The sequence below is a fragment of the Nonomuraea soli genome (assembly GCF_013761175.1).
GTDB lineage: Bacteria > Actinomycetota > Actinomycetes > Streptosporangiales > Streptosporangiaceae > Nonomuraea > Nonomuraea soli.
Window position 1 is genome coordinate 727,910 of the sequence record NZ_JACDUR010000006.1, and the last position, 14,418, is coordinate 742,327.

Here is a 14,418-nt window from a genome sequence, read left to right on the forward strand (position 1 = left end):
GCTCACGTGAAGACCTGGCCCATAGTCCTGACCCTCGTCCTGGTGGCAGGCTGCGGAGGCACCCCCACCCAGAAACCGGCCGGCAAGGCCGAGATCCAGCTGTGGCAGCAGAAGTTCACCGACCAGGAGGACGCCTGGTACAAGAAGGCCGTCTCGGCCTTCAACGCCTCGCAGGACAAGGTCGTGCTCAAGCACACCATCGTCCCCGCCGACGCGTGGGAGCAGAAGATGAAGGCCGCCCAGGCCGCGGGCAAGGCGCCCGACATCTACACGCTCAACTACAACAAGGTGCCCGGCTTCGCCCGCACCGGCCAGATCCAGCCCCTCGACAAGCTCATCGCCGCCGACAGGTGGGCGGGGCTGCAGAAGGAGGTGCTCGGATCGGTGGAGTACAAGGGCGCCAAATACGCCTACCCCATGCTGGTCGAGCCGTCGGCGGTGCTCTTCTACCGCAAGGACCTGTTCGCCAAGGCCGGACTCGACCCGAACCGGCCGCCCGCCACGTGGGACGAGCTCGTCCAGTACGGCAAGCGGCTGACCACCAAGGACGTGTCGGGCCTGGTGACCGCCGGAGTGGCGGTGGACATGGCGTGGTCGACCTGGGGCCTGCAGTGGAACGCCGCCGGCCACCTGCCGATCAGCGACGACTGGTCGGCCCCCCAGGCCGCCGATCCCCAGTACAAGCAGCTGCTGCAGGCCTACCAGACCCTCTACAAGGAGGGCATCATGCCCAAGCAGCCGCTCGCCCCCTACGCCGACGCCAACCCCATGGGCCAGGGCAAGGCCGCGATGATGGTCTGCGGCTCCTGGGCGGCCGGCGTCCTGCTGTCGGACTACCCGAAGATGGTCGCCGACATCGCCGCCGCCCCGCTGCCCTCCTTCGACGGCGACGCCACCAAGCCGACCGCCACGCTGGGCGGCTGGACCCTGGTGGTCGACGCCAAGTCCAAGAGCCCGCAGCCGGCCGCCGACTTCGTCTCCTGGCTGCTGGCCGGCGACACCACGCTCCTGGTCGACTTCTTCAAGACCACCAGGTTCTCCAAGTACTCCCCGCGTGACGTGGTCGCCCAGGCGGTCAAGAACGACCCGGCCGCCGCCGAGAACGTATGGGCCAAGACCATCGAGGACAAGATCGTCGCCTACGCCAAGCCGGAGCCGACCTACGACTTCGCCATCAGCCTGGCCTTCGGCAAGGCGATCGAGAAGGCGCTGCAGGGCAAGGACATCGACACCGCGCTGAGCGAGGCCGACGCCGAGATCAAGTCGGTCATCGCCAAGAACAACCTGGCGGGGCAGGGCTCGTGAGAAGGAGACGTGACACGGGGGTCGCGCTGCTCATGCTCGGCCCCCTGCTCGTCCTGCTCGGGATCTTCGTCCTCTGGCCGCTGCTGCACGCCGTCTGGATCAGCTTCTCCACCTGGAGCTTCTACGAGGCGCCCGTCTTCGTCGGGCTGGAGAACTACGTCAACGTCCTGACCGACGAGGAGTTCTCCGCCTCGGTCATGCGCGGCCTGGCCTTCTCGGCGATGGTGGTGCCGACGCAGGTGGTCATCGCGTTCGTCTTCGCCAACCTGGTCAAGTCGGTCAGCGGGCGGGTGGCCACCGTGCTGAAGGTGACCATCTACATCCCGGTCGTGGTCTCCGAGGTGATCGCGGCGATCGTCTTCAGCCTCATCTACGCCTACAAGGGCGGGCTGCTCAACTGGTTCCTCGGGCTGCTCGGGGCGGGGGAGGACACCGCCTGGCTGGGTGAGACCGCGACGGCGCTGCCGGCCGTGGCCGTGCCCGCCATCTGGATCGGGACCGGCCTGGCCTCGCTGATCATGCTGGCCGGGCTGCTCGACATCCCCGAGGTCTACTACGAGTGCGCCTCCCTCGACGGGGCGGGCGCCTGGACGAAGATGACGAGGATCACGCTGCCGCTGATGAAGAACATCATCCTGTTCCTGCTGGTCACCGGCTTCGCCGCGTCGCTGCAGTTCCTCGTCGTGCCGCTGGTGATGACCCAGGGCGGGCCGCTCGACTCCACGATGCTGCCCAACCTGTTCATCTTCCGCCACTTCACCAACGACCTGTACGTGGGCTACTCGATCGCCGCCGCGCTGCTGCTCTTCGTGGTGCTGGGGGCGATCTCGGCGATCATCTTCCGGCTGGTGCGGTCGGAGAAGGCGGTGGACGGCTGATGCTCAGATACCCGCTGGCCGCGCTGTTCGTGGTGGCCACGCTCTTCCCGCTGGCCTGGACGGCGGTGGCCGGCTTCAAGTCCAAGACCGAGGTCGTGGCCACCCCGTTCCAGTTCTTCCCCGAGGTCTGGCAGTGGGACAACTACAGCCGGATGCTCGCCGACGAGGCGTTCCTGCGCTCGCTCGGCGTGACGTTCGCGGGCGCGGTGCTGTTCGCCGCGCTCAGCCTGGTCGTCAACTCGCTGGGCGCCTACGTCTTCGCCCGGCTGGAGTTCGCCTTCAAACGCACCCTGTGGGTGATCGTGCTGACGACGATGTTCGTCCCGGCCATCGCGATCATGCTGACCTCCTTCATCGTGGTCACCCAGCTCGGCATGCTCGACTCCCTCACCGTCCTGGTCATCCCCGGCGCAGCCTCGGGCGCGCAGGTGTTCTTCCTGCGGCAGTACTACCTGGGCCTGCCCACCGCCCTGGAGGAGGCCGCGCAGCTCGACGGCGCGGGACCCTGGAAGATCTTCACGCGCATCTTCGTGCCGCTGTCGAAAGGGGCCTTCGTCGTGGTCGGCGCGACCTCCTTCCTGGCCTTCTGGAACTCCTACATCTGGCCGGTGCTCACCATCACCGACCCCTCGCTCTTCCAGGTGCAGCAGTACCTGGCGACCTTCCGATCCGACCGCACCTCGGAGATGGCGCTGCTCATGGCGGGCTCGACGCTGGCCGCCCTGCCGGTCATCGTGCTCTTCCTGATCTTCCAGCGGCAGATCATCGCCGGCGTGCGGCTGTCGGGGCTGAAATGACGGCCCACCTCGCGATGCCGGTGGGCGGCATCGGCACCGGCAACTTCGCCGTCTGCGCCGACGGCGGGCTGCGGCAGTGGCAGCTGGCCAACACCGGCGACCACCGCGGCGAGCTGCCCGGCACCTTCTTCGCGGTGCGCGCCGCGCAGTGGGAGCCGCCGTCGAACACCACCCGCATCCTTCAGGGACCGCCCGCGGAGCCGACCGGGACGCCGCTGATCAACGACGACCACGTGCCCGAGTGGCAGCGCGAGCTGCTGCGGCGATTCCCCGGTGTCGAGCGCACCCGCTTCCGGGGCCTCTATCCCTTCGCCGAGCTCGACTTCCTCGATCCCGGGCTGCCGGTCGAGGTGGGCATGGAGGTGTTCAACCCGCTCATCCCGCTCGACGTGGAGCGCAGCTCCCTCCCGGCCGGCCTGTTCACCTTCACCCTGCGCAATCCGGGCCGCTTCCCGGTGCACGCGTGGCTGGCGGCCGCCGTACGCAACCCCGTCGGCGGACGCAACCTGGTCCGCAGGCGGCACAGGTGGACGTCGCTGGTCATGGACGAGCCGGGCCTCGACGAGGCAGCCGCCGGCAACGGTCAGGCGGTGCTCGCCGCCGACTCGCCGCTGACCTCGGTGTTCCCGTCGTGGAGCGAGCCCGCGCAGTTCCTGCGGTTCCTCGACAGCCGCGCGGTCTTCCTCGGCGCTCCCGGCAGGGCGGGCTGGGTCGCCGACCACCAGCCCTCGGGTACGGCCCCGCCCGGCGGCCCGTGCGGCGGCCTGGCCGTACCCGTCATGCTGGAGCCCGGCGCGAGCGCCACGATCAGGCTCTGCCTGGCCTGGTACTTCCCCAACCGCTACGCCGACTTCGTGCAGTTCGGCCCGCCCGACCCGCGGTGGGGCCCGACGAGGTTCTGGCTCGGCAACGCCTACGCCACCCGCTTCGCCGACGCGCTCGACGTCGCCGACGCCGTGCGCACCGGCTGGCACGAGCTGCGCTCGGCCAGCCTCGACTGGGTCGCCACGCTGCACGACAGCAGCCTGCCCGCGCACGCCGCGGAACACCTGGCCGCCCAGGCCTCCATCCTGCGCAGTCCCTCCTGCTTCCAGAGCGCCGACGGCGCCTTCTTCGGCTTCGAGGGCGTGCTCGGCGCCTCCACCACCATGTGGTCGGGCGACCACGGCGGCTCCTGCCCGCTGAACTGCACCCACGTGTGGAACTACGCCCAGGCCGTGGCCAGGCTCTTCCCGTCGCTGGAACGCAGCATGCGGGCGACCGAGTTCGAGATCATGCAGGCGCCGCAGGGCTACCTCCCGCACCGCGTGATCGTCCCCACGTACCTGCGCCAGCTCTGGGACGTGCCCATCGGCGGCCCCGGCGAACCCGCCCTCGACGGCATGCTCGGCGCCATCCTCAAGACCTACCGGGAGGTACGGCACGGCAGCGACCGCTCCTACCTGCCGCAGATCGAACGGCTGCTCACCCACATCCGCCGCACCTGGGACCCCGACGGCACCGGCGTGCTGCGCGGCGTCCAGCCCTCCACCCACGACATCGACCTGACGGGCGTCAACCCCTTCATGGGCACCCTGTGGCTGGCGGCCCTGCGAGCCACGGGCGAGCTGACCGGCTCGGACGAGCTGCGGGAGCTGTTCGAGCGGGGGAGCGCCGCCTACGACGAGGCCATGTTCAACGGGGAGTACTTCGTCCAGGTGCTCGACGAGCCGATCGACTTCCAGTGGGGCCAGGGCTGCCTGTCGGACCAGCTCATCGGGCAGTGGTGGGCGCACCAGCTCGACCTGGGCCACCTGCTGCCCGCCGGGCACGTGCGCTCGGCCCTGCGCGCGATCGTGCGGCACAACCTGCGCAAGGGTTTCCACGGCTTCGAGCACCCCTACCGGGTGTTCGCCGACGGCGACGACACCGGGCTGCTGATGTGCACCTGGCCGCGCGGCGGACGCCCCGCCGTCCCCACGCGCTACTGCGACGAGGTGTGGACCGGCAGCGAGTACCAGGTCGCGGCGCACTGCCTGTGGGAAGGGCTGGAGGAGGAGGCCTGGCGGATCCTCGACGGCCTCTGGGCCCGCTACGACGGCAGCCGCCGCAACCCCTACAACCAGATCGAGTGCGGCGACCACTACGTGCGCGCCATGGCCGGGTGGTCGGTGGCCGAGGCGCTCGGCGGCCTGGCGTGGGACGCGCGCTCCGGCGCGCTGACCGTGCGCCGGCCCGGCCGCTGGCCGCTGCTGCTGCCGTCCGGCTGGGGTCAGGTCGTGCGCGACGCCGACGCCGTGCACGTGGTCTGTACGGCGGGCGGCATGGACATCCGCACCGTCAACGGCAGGCGCGTCGCGGGCACGCTTGCGGCGGGGGAGTCGCTCAGCGCCGGGCTCCCTTGAGCAGGTGGGCGATCGTCTCCGCGTACTCCGCCCGCACCCGGAACCGGTCCTGCTCGGGCACCTCGGAGATGGCCATGCCCGCCGCGCCCAGCATGTGGAAGGTGATGCGCGTCATCGGCTCCAGCGGCAGCGGCGGCATCTCCCCGGCGTCGATGAGCAGCTGGATGAACTGCTCGATCAGGCCGCAGGAGTACTCCTTCTCCAGCTCCTTCCAGCGCACCCAGCCCAGCGCGAGCGGCGCCTCCTGCCACACCACACGGCTGTAGACCGGATCGCAGCACCAGTCGAGGAACTTCTCGGTGGCGGCGATCGCCGCGCTCCACGGATCGCGCGCGCCCTCCGCGGCCTCGGCCACCTCCCGCATGACCCGGCTCTCCAGCGCCTCGGCGACCGCCTCGAAGAGCGCCGGTTTGCTGCCGAAGTGGTGGTAGACCGCGCCACGCGTGGCCTGGATGTCGGCCGCCACGTCCTCGAGCGAGGTGCCGGCGAAGCCGCGCTCGGCGAAGCGCCGGGTCGCGGCTTCCAGCAGTGCGGCCCTGGTCGCGTCGGAGTACTGCTCGCGCCTGCTCTTGACATGGGGCATGCGCGGAGCATACGACATACACAGCGTATGTTTCCAACACTGAGTAGGTGAGCGTTGTGGAGCTGTTGTTCAATCCGCTCGAGCCGGGGTTCGCCGACGACCCGTATCCGGCCTACGCGCGCATGCGGGAACTCGATCCCGTGCACGAGCACCCGTTCGGCTTCTGGCTGCTCACCCGCCACGGCGACGTGTCGGACATCCTGCGCGCCAGTCTGTCGGTCGACGACAGCCTGGTCGCCGGGGGCCTGGTCCGCGACCAGCAGGAGCAGATGGACCAGCTCGGCAGCCGGGTGCTGCGCCTGTCGATGCTCGACCGCGACCCGCCCGACCACACCCGGCTGCGCTCCCTGGTGGCCAAGGTCTTCACCCCGCGCAAGGTCGCCGCGCTCGAACCCGAGGTCACCGCACTCGTCGACGCCGCCCTGGACGAGATCGCCGAGAGCAAGCGCGTCGACCTGGTCGAGACCCTCGCCTTCCCGCTGCCCTTCGCCGTCATCTCCCAGATGCTCGGCATGCCGCCCACCGACCACGCCCGCATCCGCGAGCTCAGCGGGCTGCTCGTGCGCTCGCTGGAGATCGTCGCCGACGACGAGACCCTCGCGGCCATCGCCAAGGCGGGCGCCGAACTGGCCGCCCTCACCCGCGAGCTGATCGCCTGGAAACGCGACCATCCCGCCGACGACCTGCTCACCGCCCTGATCTCGGCCGAGAACGACGGCGACAGGCTCACCGACGAAGAGCTCGTCGCCCAGGTCGTGCTGCTGTACGTCGCCGGACACGAGACCACGGTCAACCTGATCGGCAACGGGGTCGTCGCCCTGCTGCGCAACCCGGACCAGCTCGCCCTGCTGCGCTCGGACCCCTCCGTGGCGGGCAACGCGATCGAGGAGTTCCTGCGCTACGACAGCCCCGTGCAGCAGACCCGCCGCATCACCCGCGAGCCGTACACCGCCGGAGGGCGGGAGATCCCGGTCGGCGCGTTCGTCATCGCCGCCCTGGCCTCGGCCAACCGCGACGAGCGGGTCTTCGGCCCCGACGCCGACCGGCTGCGCATCGACCGGCCCGAGGCCAGGAGCCAGCTGTCCTTCGGCGCCGGGCCCCACCACTGCCTGGGCGCCGCCCTGGCCCGGCTGGAAGGCCGGGTCGCCATCGGGCGGCTCGTCGAGCGTTTCCCCGCGCTGGCCCTCGACGGCGAGGTCACGTGGAACGGCCGCATCAACCTTCGCGGCCCCGGCCTGCTTCCGGTGGCGGTGTGAAGGGCGTGCGCTTGCTCTCCCTGATGAGCCTGCGATGGAAGTCCTTCATGAACAGGGCGGTGTCGCCCCGCTCATCGACCTGGGCGACGACGGTCAGCCGGTCGTAGTCCCAGTGCCGGCCGAGGAAGTCCCGCTCCTCGGGTGACAGGTCGAAGCGTTCGCTGAGCGCCAGCCCGAAGTCGGTGAAGTAGACCTGCTCGCCGTCGGACATGATGTTGTGGAAGTGGGCGTCGAAGTGCACCAGCCCCCGGCTGCGCATGAACGCGGCCCCTTCCAGCAACTGCCGCTCCGCCGTGCGGTCCGCCAGGGCGGGGAAGTGCTCCAGGAAGATCACCAGGCTGGTGTCCGAGGCCTCGATCGCCTGGAGCCTGCGGCGGATGCGCTCGTCGCCGTCCCAGTAGGCGACGGTCTCGTCGATGTCCTCGTAGTCGCCGCCCGCCGGGCCGGGCAGCACCCGCCAGTGGTAGGCGAGAGGGAAGCCCGGATAGTCGCCTGCCAGGGCCCAGTTGGTGGTCATCACGTGCGTGGCCAGCTCGCGCCAGGCGCCGAAGCCCGTGGAGCCGAGGCCGTACTGGTAGAAGGTGGGCAGGTCGAAGAGGTTCGCCGTGCTTCTCGGGTGGGCCAGTTCCAGGTCGGTGAGCGGGATCTTCTTGACGAAGACCTCCGCCGCCCCGACCTCGAGGACGAACGTGGCGCCGCCGATGCCCCGGCCGTTGACCGGTGCCGTGGTCAGCGCCTTGGCGAGGCGGTCGTCGCTCATGAGCTGCAGGGCGGTGGAGATCTCGGAGAAGCGGGCCGGCCGCGCTCGATCCATGGGCGGGATTGTGCGCCGGACACGATGCCGGGCTCAACTCGTTTTCCCGGGACCGTCCGGGCGGGGCTCACCTGCGGCTGACCGTCGTCTCGTGGTCCACGCGTGACAACTTCGCGGGATTGCGCACCGCGTACAGCCCCGTGATGAGCCCGCCCTCCACCCTGGCCGCGAACACGGTGTCGACCTCACCGCCGACCCGCAGCACCAGCGCCGGATGCCCGTTGATCTGCGCGGGCCGCAACGCCGCGACGCCGTACCTGGACAACCGCGCCGCCAGCCAGGCGACGTGGCCGGCGCCCACGAGGGGAGTGAGCGCCGCCTGGACGGCCCCGCCGCCGTCGCCCAGGAAGACGACGTCGGGCGCGAGGATGCCGAGCAGCCCCTGCAGATCGCCGGTCTCCGCCGCCCGCTGGAAGGCCTCGAGCGCGCCGCGGATCTCGTCCTGGGAGACCCCCGCGCGCGGCCGGCGCGCCGTGACGTGCGACCGCGCCCGGTGGGCGATCTGGCGCACCGCCGCCGCGCTCTTGCCGACCGCCTCGGCGATCTCGTCGTACGGCAGGTCGAACACGTCACGCAGCACGAACACCGCCCGCTCGGTCGGCGACAGCGTCTCCAGCACCAGCAGCATCGCCATCGAGACGCTGTCGGCCAGCTCCACGTCCTCCGCCACGTCGGGCGAGGTGAGCAGCGGCTCCGGCAGCCAGGGCCCGACGTACGACTCCTTGCGCCGCCCGAGCGTGCGCAGGCGCATCAGAGACTGACGCGTGACCATCCGCACCAGGTAGGCGCGCTGGCCCCGCACCGCGCCGAGATCGACGCCGGCCCATTTCAGCCACGTCTCCTGCAGCACGTCCTCGGCGTCGGCGGCCGAGCCGAGCATCTCGTAGGCGACGGTGAACAGCAGGTTGCGGTGGGCGACGAACCCCTGGGTCGCCGCGTCCATCCGGCCGGTGCCCTCACTCATGATCGGCTCCCGCCGGTCGCACGTTGTGGTTCTGGGAGAACAGGTTGGCGGGGTCGTACCTGTGCTTGATCGCCGCGAGCCGCCGGTGGGTGCGCGGCGGGTAGACGGCGGCGATGTCGTCCTCCGACGCCGAGGCGAGGAAGTTGGCGTAGGCGCCGCTGACATGAGGAGCGAGCCTGGCCCAGACCGCCTCCAGGCCCGCACGCGCCGCCTCGACGACCGGGGCCGGACCCGCGACGGTGGTCACCACCATCAGCTCCGCCCGCCGGTGGGCGTAGGCCGTGGCGTCGACGGGCACCCGGGAGACCGCGCCGCCGACGCTGCGCACCGCGAGGAACGGCGACCCCTGCGACGAGCCGACCTCGGTCAGGACGCCCAGGACCTCGCGCACCGATCCGCTCTCGACAAACGCGCTGCGGGTGAGCAGCCGGATGCCGGCAGGCGCCGCGCCGCCCTCGACGAGGACGTCCGCGTACGGCCGCAGCACGACGGTGTCGCTCACCACCGTGCCCAGGGCGCGGATCGGGTCGACGGCCTTGGCCGCGAGCTCCGGGTCGTCACCGTCGAAGGCGACCTGGATCTCCACCGGCGCCACGGGCCCGCCCGCGAACGGGTTGGCGAAGCTCACAATGGAGGTCAGCTCCTCCGGCGCCCCGCGCATCTGAGCCGCCCACCCTTGCAGCACCCCGGCCAGCTCGGCCGCGGGGAAGGCGATCGTGCCATGAAAAACACGGGTGGTCGGGTGCGCCGCGAACTCGAAGGCGGTCACGACACCGACGTTGCCCCCGCCGCCCCGCAGCGCCCAGAACAGCTCCGGATTCTCCCGCGCGTCGGCCCGCAGCACCTCGCCGGAGGCGACCACCACCTCGGCGGCCAGCAGGTTGTCCAGGGCCAGGCCGTACTTCCTGACCTTCCACCCGATGCCGCCGCCCAGCGTCAGCCCGCCGACGCCGACGCTCCTGGTGTCACCCGACGAGATCGCCAGCCCGTGCGGGGCCAGGGCGTCCGCGACCTGACCCCACGTGGCGCCGCCGCCGATCCGCACGACGTCGCCGTCAAGGACCTCCACGCCGTCGAGCCGTCCCAGGTCGATCACCACGCCGCCGTCGTTGGTGCCGAAGCCGGCGAACGCGTGCCCGCCGCCGCGCACCGACAACACCAGCCCGGCCTCGGCCGCGAACCGCACGGCGGCTCGCACGTCCGCCACACCGGCGGAACGCAGGACGCAGGCGGGGCTGCCCGCGACCAGCATCGTACGGCCGGCGTCGGCATAGCCGTCGGCGCCGGGCTCGATGATCTCGCCGCCGAAGTCACGGCGAAGAATGTCCAAGAGTGCGTTCATGAAGGGCTCCAGTGGTCCGCGTTCGTGTCCGGTCGACCATGAGATGCCGGTGACCTGGCGGCTGTGACACGGGGCGGGTGTGAACTGGACCACACGGGCGCGGATCCGGTGATGATCCAGTTCCGTGTCGTCGTCCTGACAGCGAACCCTAGAACCTCGAACACGCTCGAACGCGAACCCGACGAGCCACCGCTGCTACTCCTCCGAGTCCGGTGCCGCCTTGCCCAGGACCCCGATGGGCAGCCCGCCGTACCACCCCCACAGGTGGATGAGGTAACCGAACAGCAGAAGGGGCAAGATCGTCGCCGCCAAAAGGTCTCCCTCGAGCAGGAACGCGCTCACCACGCACAGCCCCGCGGGAATGACGACGTACAGGTGGTGCGGCAGGGGAAAGCCCTTGGGCCGGCGCAGGACGTACGGCTCGATGGCGAAACCCGTGTACATCCGCCGGCGCAGCTTGCCCGCGGGCGCCAGGCGAGTGCCGTCCGGCAGTTCCACGACCGCGCGCCGGAAGGGGCGCGGGCCGCCCACCCGGGCGGTCAGGACCGTGCCGGGCGGGATCTCGGCGAAGGCGGGAGCCCACATGACCCGCTGCCACCGGGAGGATTCGGGCTCCCCGACAGGAACCATCTCCAGGAAGGGCACCCGGGCCGCCTGGTTGACGCCGATGCGGACGGAGACCCTCCACTCGCTGGGCGGGGCGGAGCCGGCGGCGCGGTGGAGCAGGCCGCGCACGAGCCAGGCTCCCGGGACCAGGATGAGCAGGATGATGCCCAGCCAGAGCATGCCGGACTCGGCGTCGGGAAGGATCGACCGGTCGATGGCGATGGCGGCCGCGCAGGAAAGCACGGACAACGTGATGACGCTCGCGACGATGTGGCGCGTGCCGTACATGGTGCCCCCCGTTTTGGGCTGTTGTACGGCTATCGCCGCGGACGGGCTCCGCGTTGCAGTTCGTCATGACGTGACGGGCATCGCCGTGCCGGCGGGTTCGGCGGCGTGCATGCCGGACGTCGGCTGTTGCGGGACCGGAACTGCCCCTTGGTCACGATCACGGAGCTCGCCGTACCCGCCGTCCACCGTCGCCAGAACGCGGAGGCCGCGAACGGCATTCGCCCCATGAGGCAGAATCGACCTCGTACAGGACGAGCACAGCGCTCACTGCCGACGGCGGCGAAGGCACACGCCCCGCGCGGAGAGGGCGGCCTTCGACCGCATGCGCACGGCGACCAGCCACGGGGGTGGACCAATGCCGATCGAGAGTGACCACCGCGCGTCGGACTCGCCCTACGTGGCACGCGTCTGGCGCGGCCGTACCTCCGGGGTCGACCAGCTGACCTCGATCGCGACCTCCACCTGGGAGCTGGTCTTCTGGGAGCAGCAAGGCGTCATGCACGCCGCCGTGCGCGGCCCGGAGACGACGGCGTCGATCGCCGAGTCGGTGGGCGATTCGGAGTCGTTCGGGATCACCTTCGCGCACGGCGCCTCCATGCCCCACCTCCCGATCGGCCCGCTCGTCGACGGCGGCCGCGACAGCCCGCACGTGAGCGAACGGACGTTCCTCCTGCGCGGCGAGGAGTGGCAGATCCCCGGCTTCGACGACGCGGAGCTGCTCGTCGGCAAGCTCGTGCGCGCCGGCGTGCTGGTACGTGATCCGCTGGTGGACGAGGTGGTGCGGGGCGGCGCCGCCCCGGTCGGGTCGCGGGCGGTGCAGCGCCGCGTGGCCGCCACCACCGGGCTCACCCAGGGCGCGATCCGCCAGATCGAACGCGCGCGGGAGGCGGCGGTGCTGCTCGGGGCGGGGGTCCCGGCCCTGGACGTCGTGCACAGGCTCGGCTTCTACGACCAGCCGCACCTGGCCCGTTCCCTGCAACGGTTCATCGGCCGGACCGCCACACAACTGCGGCAGCCGGATCCCGCCGCCGATCCCCTGTCGCTTCTGTACAAGCCGGACGACCCGGCCGGCTCCTAACGTCGTGTGCGTGCGGTGACCGCCACCGCGCACACTATGAAGGGCCGATTCTCATGCCAGAAGGCATCGTTACCTCTGCTGACGGCACCACCATCGCCTACTCGGCGTGGGGTGCGGGCGACCCGATCGTCATCATCGACGGCGCGACCGCCTACCGCGCCGCGAACCCGTTGGACCAGGAGACGGCGGAACTGCTCGCGGACGAGTTCCTGGTCATCACCTACGACCGGCGCGGTCGCGGCGAGAGCGGCGACACCCCGCCCTATGTCGTCGAGCGCGAGTTCGAGGACCTTGAGGCGATCATCGAGCAGGTCGGACAGGGGCGTCCGGCGACCGTGTTCGGCTGGTCCTCCGGCGGCAATCTCGCGCTCAACGCCGCCCAGGACGGCGTGCCGATCGCCCGCCTGGCGCTGTTCGAGCCGAACGCGGCCGTCGACGACGCCCGCCCCCCGCTGCCCGGCGACTACGTCGAGCGCCTCGACGCGGCCATCGCCGCCGGACGGCCTGGCGACGCGGTCGCCCTGTTCCTGACCGCCGCGGCGATGATGCCAGAAGAGGCAGTCGCCGGGATGCGCGGGCAGGACTTCTGGGCCGGGCTCGAGGCCATCGCGCCCACGATCGCCTACGACGGCCGCCAGGTCGGCGACACCCTCTCCGGCAGGCCGCTGCGCCCCGAACTGTGGAAGCGCATCGACGTCCCGGTCCTGGTGATGCACGGGATCGACACCTGGCCGGCCCTGGCCGCCGGCTCCCGCGCCATCGCCGCCCACCTGCCCACCGCCACCCTCGCGCCGGTGCCCGGTGAGCAGCACTCCACCACCGCCGACGTGCTGGCCGCCGCCCTGCGCGCCTTCATCAGGGAGAACTGACATGGGAAAGATCGTGCTCACCGAGTTCATCTCCATCGACGGCATCGTGGAGGCGCCCGGCGGAGAGGACTTCACATACCCCAACTGGACCTTCGAGTTCGACCGCGGACCCGACGGCGAACGCTACAAGGAGACCGAATCGCTCCAGGCCGCGGCGCTCCTGCTGGGACGCAAGACCTACGAGGGCTTCGCCGCGGCCTGGCCCCAGTACGAGGGCGAACTCGCCGACAAGTACAACACCATGCCCAAGTACGTCGTCTCCCGCACCCTCACCGACCCCAAATGGTCGAACACCACCGTGCTGAGCGGCGACCTGGCCGAGGACGTGACGCGCCTCAAGCAGGAGGTCGACGGTGAGATCTCCGTGGCCGGAAGCATCCAGCTCGCCCAGAGCCTCCTGGCCCTCGACCTCATCGACGAGATCCACCTGATGGCCTCACCACTCGTCCTCGGCCACGGCCGCCGGCTCTGGGCCCAGACACCGGACAAGACCGCGTGGACGCTCAGCGAGGCGACGGTGTACGGCGACAGCACCCTGCTCACGGTCTACCGCCGCCGGACCGTGGAGTCCTGAGGCCCCGCCGCCAACCGGTTCTGACGGTCACCGAGCACCATCCTGCGCACCGCCGGCAGTGCGCAGGACACCCAGCTCGCTCTACGCCCCGCTGTAGTGCAGTCGTTCAGCCCGGCCCCGTAGTCGGCACCCAGCTCGCGGCCAGCACCTGATCTCGATCGGGCCTTCGAAGTCCACCCAAGGGCGCCTGGGCCTGCGTGGTAACGGCGTGGTGGACCGACGGCTGTACCTGCCCGAGCATTCATGGCTGGCCGAACCCGAACCCCGCCGTGGCGCAGGTGTGCCCGAGGGAGCCGCGTTCGCCACCAAACCCGCCCTGGCCGCAGCGATGATCGACGCTGCGTTGGATGCCGGGCTGCCGGCGCAGTGGGTGAGCGGTGATGAGGTCTCCGGCCAAGCCCCGCGCCTGCGCGGTCTGCTGGAGCAGCGCGGGATCAGCTACGTGCTGGCGATCGCGGGCAACCGGCGGGTGAATCTGGGCGGGACCGACCGCAGCGCGGCCGCTGATGGCCCTGGTGAAGAGCGCGGGTATCCGGTGCGCGGCTGGAAGGCCCGGCATCGGCATATCACCCTGGCCGTGCTCGCCCTGGCCGTGCTCGCCCTGGCCGTGCTCGCCCTGGCCGTGCTCGCCCTGGCCGTGCTCGCCCTGGCCGTGCTCGCCCTGGCCGTGCTCGCCCTGG

General features: G+C 71.0%; 13 protein-coding genes and 1 pseudogene. 9 read left to right on the forward strand and 5 right to left on the reverse strand.

Annotation, left to right across the window (positions count from 1 at the left end; translation table 11 throughout):
- Positions 1–6: 6 nt before the first annotated feature.
- The 4 genes from HNR30_RS31440 to HNR30_RS31455 are packed head-to-tail and all read left to right on the forward strand — an operon-like array spanning position 7 to position 5,364.
- Positions 7–1,305, forward strand: a complete 1,299-nt coding sequence (locus HNR30_RS31440) for an ABC transporter substrate-binding protein (RefSeq protein WP_181613665.1) — start codon at positions 7–9, stop codon at positions 1,303–1,305.
- Positions 1,302–2,183 (forward strand): carbohydrate ABC transporter permease, encoded by an 882-nt coding sequence (locus HNR30_RS31445; protein WP_220134169.1) that lies wholly within the window; start codon positions 1,302–1,304, stop codon positions 2,181–2,183. The genes HNR30_RS31440 and HNR30_RS31445 overlap by 4 nt, the downstream gene beginning before the upstream one ends.
- Positions 2,183–2,980, forward strand: coding sequence for a carbohydrate ABC transporter permease (locus HNR30_RS31450; RefSeq protein WP_181613666.1), 798 nt, complete (start codon positions 2,183–2,185; stop codon positions 2,978–2,980). The genes HNR30_RS31445 and HNR30_RS31450 overlap by 1 nt, the downstream gene beginning before the upstream one ends.
- Entirely contained in the window at positions 2,977–5,364 is a 2,388-nt protein-coding gene (locus HNR30_RS31455) for a GH116 family glycosyl-hydrolase (protein ID WP_181613667.1), read from the forward strand. Before HNR30_RS31450 ends, HNR30_RS31455 begins: the two co-directional genes overlap by 4 nt.
- Here HNR30_RS31455 and HNR30_RS31460 read toward each other — a convergent pair.
- Positions 5,345–5,947: a TetR/AcrR family transcriptional regulator gene (locus tag HNR30_RS31460; protein WP_181613668.1), complete on the reverse strand. Its 603-nt coding sequence runs from the start codon at positions 5,945–5,947 to the stop codon at positions 5,345–5,347. The genes HNR30_RS31455 and HNR30_RS31460 overlap by 20 nt on opposite strands.
- A 47-nt stretch (positions 5,948–5,994) precedes the next feature.
- On the opposite strand from HNR30_RS31460, the gene HNR30_RS31465 reads away from it, so the two are divergent.
- Complete coding sequence (locus tag HNR30_RS31465) at positions 5,995–7,203, forward strand: cytochrome P450 (RefSeq protein WP_312894769.1); 1,209 nt, start codon at positions 5,995–5,997, stop codon at positions 7,201–7,203.
- Here HNR30_RS31465 and HNR30_RS31470 read toward each other — a convergent pair.
- The 4 genes from HNR30_RS31470 to HNR30_RS31485 form a co-directional block, all read right to left on the reverse strand.
- On the reverse strand, positions 7,163–8,017 hold the full coding sequence (locus HNR30_RS31470) for a protein kinase family protein (protein WP_181613669.1): 855 nt from the start codon (positions 8,015–8,017) through the stop codon (positions 7,163–7,165). The two genes, HNR30_RS31465 and HNR30_RS31470, sit on opposite strands and share 41 nt — an antisense overlap.
- 67 nt (positions 8,018–8,084) lie before the next feature.
- Positions 8,085–8,981 carry an RNA polymerase sigma-70 factor gene (locus HNR30_RS31475; RefSeq protein ID WP_181613670.1) on the reverse strand — a complete coding sequence of 299 codons (897 nt, stop codon included), beginning with the start codon at positions 8,979–8,981 and terminating at the stop codon, positions 8,085–8,087.
- The gene (locus HNR30_RS31480) at positions 8,974–10,323 is read right to left on the reverse strand and encodes an FAD-binding oxidoreductase (RefSeq protein ID WP_181613671.1); all 1,350 of its coding nucleotides are present in this window, start codon (positions 10,321–10,323) and stop codon (positions 8,974–8,976) included. The genes HNR30_RS31475 and HNR30_RS31480 overlap by 8 nt, the downstream gene beginning before the upstream one ends.
- A gap of 195 nt (positions 10,324–10,518) precedes the next feature.
- The gene (locus tag HNR30_RS31485; RefSeq protein ID WP_181613672.1) at positions 10,519–11,217 is read right to left on the reverse strand and encodes a hypothetical protein; all 699 of its coding nucleotides are present in this window, start codon (positions 11,215–11,217) and stop codon (positions 10,519–10,521) included.
- A 355-nt stretch (positions 11,218–11,572) separates the two neighbouring features.
- On the opposite strand from HNR30_RS31485, the gene HNR30_RS31490 reads away from it, so the two are divergent.
- The 4 genes and pseudogenes from HNR30_RS31490 to HNR30_RS31505 all read left to right on the forward strand — a co-directional run.
- Positions 11,573–12,295: an AraC family transcriptional regulator gene (locus HNR30_RS31490; RefSeq protein WP_181613673.1), complete on the forward strand. Its 723-nt coding sequence runs from the start codon at positions 11,573–11,575 to the stop codon at positions 12,293–12,295.
- Between the two features lie 53 nt (positions 12,296–12,348).
- A complete protein-coding gene (locus HNR30_RS31495) occupies positions 12,349–13,164 on the forward strand; it encodes an alpha/beta fold hydrolase (RefSeq protein WP_181613674.1) in 816 nt (271 codons plus the stop codon).
- Between the two features lies 1 nt (position 13,165).
- A complete protein-coding gene (locus tag HNR30_RS31500) occupies positions 13,166–13,738 on the forward strand; it encodes a dihydrofolate reductase family protein (protein ID WP_181613675.1) in 573 nt (190 codons plus the stop codon).
- 196 nt (positions 13,739–13,934) lie between these two features.
- Positions 13,935–14,418 (forward strand): annotated as a pseudogene (locus HNR30_RS31505) (transposase); the annotation flags it as partial.